Origin of the sequence: Trinickia sp., from assembly GCF_051961175.1 — a bacterium.
In the GTDB taxonomy this organism is placed as follows: Bacteria; Pseudomonadota; Gammaproteobacteria; order Burkholderiales; family Burkholderiaceae; genus Trinickia.
The window spans coordinates 1-4,602 of sequence record NZ_JBQCDN010000321.1 but is presented as its reverse complement, the minus strand read 5'-3'; the positions used below and the strand labels follow the sequence as shown (position 1 = coordinate 4,602).

6 protein-coding genes are annotated in these 4,602 nt (G+C 63.3%); 5 read left to right on the top strand and 1 reads right to left on the bottom strand.

The window, feature by feature from the left end; all coding sequences use genetic code 11:
- The 5 genes from rpmF to fabG all read left to right on the top strand — a co-directional run.
- A partial coding sequence (rpmF, locus tag ACTHL0_RS19420) for a 50S ribosomal protein L32 (protein WP_440568494.1) occupies window positions 1-123 on the top strand: 123 nt, incomplete at its 5' end.
- 327 nt (window positions 124-450) lie between these two features.
- Window positions 451-1,554, top strand: a complete 1,104-nt coding sequence (gene plsX / locus ACTHL0_RS19415) for a phosphate acyltransferase PlsX (protein ID WP_440568493.1) — start codon at window positions 451-453, stop codon at window positions 1,552-1,554.
- Window positions 1,555-2,544 carry a beta-ketoacyl-ACP synthase III gene (locus ACTHL0_RS19410; protein WP_440568492.1) on the top strand — a complete coding sequence of 330 codons (990 nt, stop codon included), beginning with the start codon at window positions 1,555-1,557 and terminating at the stop codon, window positions 2,542-2,544. It begins immediately after the preceding gene.
- Window positions 2,545-2,632: 88 nt separating this feature from the next.
- Window positions 2,633-3,571: an ACP S-malonyltransferase gene (gene fabD, locus ACTHL0_RS19405; protein WP_440568491.1), complete on the top strand. Its 939-nt coding sequence runs from the start codon at window positions 2,633-2,635 to the stop codon at window positions 3,569-3,571.
- A 77-nt stretch (window positions 3,572-3,648) separates the two neighbouring features.
- A complete protein-coding gene (gene fabG, locus ACTHL0_RS19400; RefSeq protein WP_440568489.1) occupies window positions 3,649-4,398 on the top strand; it encodes a 3-oxoacyl-ACP reductase FabG in 750 nt (249 codons plus the stop codon).
- Window positions 4,399-4,408: 10 nt separating this feature from the next.
- On the opposite strand, the gene ACTHL0_RS19395 is transcribed toward fabG, so the two are convergent.
- On the bottom strand, window positions 4,409-4,602 hold a 194-nt coding region (locus ACTHL0_RS19395; RefSeq protein ID WP_440568488.1), incomplete at its 5' end, for a hypothetical protein.

The following is a 4,602-nucleotide window of genomic DNA, read 5'->3' as shown; positions in this document are numbered from 1 at the left end:
GATTTCCTGACGACGACCCCGCTCGCAGTCGAGCCGAGCACGGGTGAAGTGCATATGCGTCACCACATCAGCCCGAACGGCTACTACCGCGGCAAGAAAGTCGTCAAGACGAAGAACGACTAATCGCATCGGCGCGCGGTGCTCGTCCGATCGGGCGATCCTGTGCGCGGCGAGCGGCTTGCTTGACATTTCCCGGTTCGAGCGAAAGGCGGCATTCAACTGCCGCTTTTTTGCGTCGATCAGCGTTAGCGCTTCAGCGATCGGATGGCGAAGGTGCGCCAGCACGCGCTTCATCCGCAAGCAGAGCCCTTACTCTGGTCTCATGCTTCGCGCTCGGCCGCAGTGGGTGTTTCCGCTGTCGGCCGGAGTTCGTGCTGCGTCGCGCGCTCCGGTCCGATGCGGAGCGCTTGCCGCGGTCCCTTGCATAGCGCCTGAAATTCGTCGCAGTCCATGACCATAAAGCTCACGATAGATTGCATGGGAGGCGACCACGGCCCGTCCGTGACCGTTCCCGCTGCCGTCAGCTTCGTTCGTTCGCATGCCGATGCGCAACTGATGCTCGTCGGCCTCGAAGCCCCCATTCGTGCTCAACTGAAGAAATGCAAAGCGCTCGATGAGCCGGCGCTGACGGTCGTGCCCGCGTCCGAAGTGGTCGCGATGGACGATCCTGTCGAAGTCGCGTTGCGCAAAAAGAAGGATTCGTCGATGCGCGTCGCGCTCAACCTCGTCAAGGACGGGGTGGGGCAGGCATGCATTTCGGCAGGCAACACGGGCGCATTGATGGCCGTGTCCCGCTACGTGCTGAAGACACTCACCGGCATCGAACGCCCCGCCATCGCCTCGGCGCTGCCGAACTCGCACGGCTACACGATGATGCTCGATCTCGGCGCGAACGTCGATTGCGAACCGCAGCATCTGCTGCAATTAGCGGAGATGGGGCACGCGCTCGTCTCGGCGCTCGAGGGTAAAGAGCGTCCGACGATCGGGCTGCTCAATATCGGCGAGGAAGTCATCAAGGGCAACGAGACGATCAAGCGCGCCGGCGAACTGCTGCGCGCGAGCACGCTCAACTTCCGCGGTAACGTCGAAGGCAACGACATCTTCAAGGGAACGGTGGACATCATCGTCTGCGACGGTTTCGTCGGCAATGTCGCGCTGAAGACGTCGGAAGGATTGGCGCAGATTCTCTCCGAGACCATCCGCGAGGAATTCGGACGTTCGGTGTTCACCAAGTTGATGGCCATTCTCGCGATGCCTGTGCTGATGCGCTTCAAGAAGCGCTTCGATTACCGGCAGTACAACGGCGCGGCGCTGCTCGGCCTGCGTAGGCTCGTGATCAAAAGCCACGGCTCGGCCGATGCCTATGGGTTTGAGTGGGCCATCAAACGCGGGTATGATGCCGTTAAAAATGGCGTCCTGGAACGCCTGGCGCGAGCGATGGAAGAGAATGCGGATCCGCTCGCGCAAGCAGCGCGGGATATGGGCGGCGCCGGTCACGCGAATCTCGCCGGCCGTCCGGCCGAGCCCTACGCCGCGGTATCTTCGAAAGCATAAATGGCCCAACCGACTATCTACTCCCGCGTGCTTGGCACCGGCAGCTATTTGCCGCCCGGCCGTGTCACGAATCAAGCGCTCGCGGATCGCCTCGCCAAGCAAGGCATCGAGACGAGCGACGAATGGATCGTCGCTCGCACGGGTATCCACTCGCGTCATTTCGCCGAGCCGCACGTCACGACAAGCGATCTGGCGCTCGCCGCCGCGCAGCGCGCGATCGAATCGGCGAACATCGATCCGCAGACGATTGACCTCATCGTCGTCGCCACCTCCACGCCCGATTTCGTGTTTCCGAGCACGGCTTGCCTGCTGCAAAACAAGCTGCAGATCAAGAACGGCGGTGCGGCGTTCGATATTCAGGCCGTCTGTTCGGGCTTCGCCTATGCGGTGGCCACCGTCGACGCATTGATTCGCAGCGGGCAGCACCGGACGGCGCTCATCGTTGGCGCGGAAACCTTCTCGCGCATTCTCGATTTCAACGATCGCACCACCTGTGTGTTGTTCGGCGATGGCGCGGGCGCGGTGATCCTGCAAGCATCGGACGAGCCGGGCGTGCTTGCGAGCGCGCTTCACGCCGACGGCAGCTATGCCGACATCCTGTGCACGCCGGGCCATGTCAACGGCGGCGTCGTAGCGGGCAGCGCATTTCTGCATATGGATGGCCAGGCGGTGTTCAAGCTGGCCGTCAACGTGCTCGAGAAAGTGGCCGTCGAGGCCCTTCAAAAGGCGGATATGTCGCCCGAGCAGGTCGATTGGCTAATTCCGCACCAAGCCAATATCCGTATCATGACTCACACGTGCCGCAAGCTGCGCGTGCCGCAGGAGCGCATGGTCGTGACGGTGGGCGAGCACGGCAATACGTCGGCCGCGTCGATCCCGCTCGCGTTCGATATCGCTGTGCGCGACGGTCGCATCAAGCGCGGTCAGAACGTGCTGATCGAAGGCGTCGGCGGCGGTTTCACCTGGGGCGCGTCCGTCATCCGTTATTGATCGATAGCCGCAAGAGCAGTACGGCCGGACGAGCGCCGGCCGGTCGGCATGCGCGCAGCGCAGACACCGCTTTACATTTGAGGACGATATGAAATTTGCGTTCGTTTTTCCTGGGCAAGGATCGCAGTCGGTCGGCATGCTCAATGCGTTCGCCGATCACCCGATCGTGCGCGAAACGCTCCAGGAAGCGTCCGACGCGCTCGGCCAGGACCTCGGCAAGCTGATTGCAGAGGGGCCCGCCGAGGATCTGAATCTTACGACGAACACGCAACCCGTCATGTTGACGGCGGCCTATGCGATGTACCGCGCGTTCCGTGAGGCCGGCGGTGCCGTGCCCGCGCTGCTCGCCGGACACAGTCTCGGCGAATACACGGCGCTCGTCGCCGCGGGCGCGTTGGCTTTTCGCGATGCCGTGCCGCTCGTGCGCTTCCGCGCGCAGGCCATGCAAACCGCGGTGCCCGTAGGCGTCGGCGGCATGGCGGCCATCCTCGGCCTCGATGACGACACGGTCCGAGCCGTCTGCAGCGAAGCATCGCGCGAAAGCGGCGGCATCGTCGAGGCGGTCAACTTCAACGCGCCGGCGCAAGTCGTGATCGCGGGCCACGCGGCGGCCGTCGAGAAGGCGTGCGAGTTCGCCAAGGCGAAGGGCGCCAAGCGCGCGCTGCCGTTGCCCGTATCGGCGCCGTTCCACTCGTCGCTGCTCAAACCGGCTTCCGATCAGCTTCGCGAGTATCTCGCGAGCGTCGAAGTGAAGGTGCCGCAGGTGCCCGTCGTCAACAACGTCGATGTCGCCACGGTTTCCGAGCCGGCAGCGATCAAGGACGCGCTCGTGCGTCAAGCCGCGGGCGCCGTGCGCTGGGTCGAGTGCGTGCAGGCGATGGCGAAGGACGGCGTGACGCACGTCGTCGAATGCGGGCCGGGCAAAGTGCTGACGGGTTTGACCAAGCGGATCGACGGCAATCTCGCAGGCGTATCGATTGCCGATCCCGCATCGCTCGACGAAACCTTGAAGCTTCTGGGTGCGTAAAGCTTAACGGCTCACGCGCAGGTGCTCGGGCTTGTTTGCCGCGAGCACATCGTCTGTCAATGGATCATCCGAATCACATGGAAAAAGCTCTCGATAAACAAGTGGCGCTCGTGACGGGCGCTTCGCGCGGCATCGGCCGGGCCATCGCGCTCGTGCTGGCGCGGCAGGGCGCGACCGTCATCGGTACGGCCACGAGCGAAGCCGGCGCCGCCGGCATTAGCGAAGCGCTCGCCGCCGAGGGCCTGACCGGACGCGGTGTCGTGCTCGAGGTCAACGACGTCCAGGCCGTCGATGCGCTGATCGATTCGCTGGTGAAGGAATTCGGCACGCTGAACGTGCTCGTCAACAATGCGGGCATCACGCGCGATCAACTGGCGATGCGTATGAAGGACGACGAGTGGGATGCCGTCATCGATACGAATCTGAAGGCCGTCTTCCGGTTGTCGCGCGCCGTCTTGCGCCCGATGATGAAGGCGCGCGGTGGCCGCATCATCAATATCACGTCCGTTGTGGGTTCCGCCGGCAATCCGGGGCAGATGAACTACGCGGCGGCGAAGGCTGGCGTGGCGGGCATGACCCGTGCGCTCGCACGCGAAATCGGCAGCCGTAATATCACCGTGAATTGCGTCGCGCCGGGCTTTATCGATACCGACATGACGAAGGTGCTCCCGGAAGAGCAGCAGTCAGCGCTGAAGGCGCAAATTCCGCTCGGCCGGCTCGGCAGCCCCGAAGATATCGGCCATGCCGTCGCGTTCCTGGCTTCGCCGCAAGCGAGCTACATCACCGGCACGACACTGCACGTGAACGGTGGGATGTTCATGTCGTAACGAATATCGGTTAACATCCGCGCCGGCGGTGGAAGCGGAGTGCTTCCGAAGCGGGCGCGGAGCCATGCCTTGAGCGCGCTTTTTTGAGCAGGCAAACCTGATAAAATGCGCGCACTTGGATTTTTGAACTTTTTCCCTCGGAGGGGTAATGGACAACATCGAACAGCGCGTCAAGAAGATCGTCGCGGAACAACTGGGCGTCGC